This is a genomic window from Paracoccus panacisoli, from assembly GCF_042435015.1.
GTDB lineage: Bacteria > Pseudomonadota > Alphaproteobacteria > Rhodobacterales > Rhodobacteraceae > Paracoccus > Paracoccus panacisoli.
This window is the reverse complement of record NZ_JBHMQU010000055.1, coordinates 1-595: the sequence shown is the minus strand read 5'-3', so window position 1 is coordinate 595 and position 595 is coordinate 1. Positions and strand designations below refer to the sequence as shown.

At 81.8% G+C, this 595-nt stretch carries 1 pseudogene; it reads left to right on the top strand.

Annotated elements, in window-relative coordinates:
- Positions 1 to 595, top strand: a pseudogene (locus ACFHYO_RS11870) (hypothetical protein); the annotation flags it as partial.

The window sequence follows — 595 nt, the reverse complement described above, 5'->3', positions numbered from 1 at the left end:
AGGCGGCGGCGCTGGTCGCGGCGGGGCACCTCGCCGCCGGGGCCTGGGCGCTGCGCCACGCGCCGCCGCCGCTGCCGGTGCTGCCCGAGGCGGTCGAGATCGAGCTGGCGCCGCCCGAGGCCGAGGTGCCGGGCCTCGCCGCGCCGGGTGGGGCGATGGAGGGGGGGGCGGTGTCGGGGCAGGAGGGCGGTGCCGTGCCCAAGGCCCCTCCGATGGCCGAAGCGGCGCCGGCTCCCGAGAACGTGCCTGCCCCCGAGCTCGAGGATGCTTTCCCGGTTGAGCCTGCGCTCACCCCCGAAGCGCTCCTCGCGCCGCCCGACGCCGCGCCTGCGCCCGGATCCCCACCGCCCGCGCCCATCCCGCCCGAGTCGCCTGCAGCGACGCCGGTGCCAAGCCTCGCCCCGCCACTTCCGCCCCCCGATCCGACGGCGTGGCTGCCGCGCCCCGTCCCCGCCCCGCCCTCGCGTCCCGCCCATATCGCCGCCCGGGCGGCGGCAGAGGCGGCCACCGAACGGCCCCGCATCGAGCGCGCCGCGCCGCCCCCGCCTGCCGAGACCCCCGCCGCCCGCCAGCCGCGCGAGCCCCGCCGTGCGGC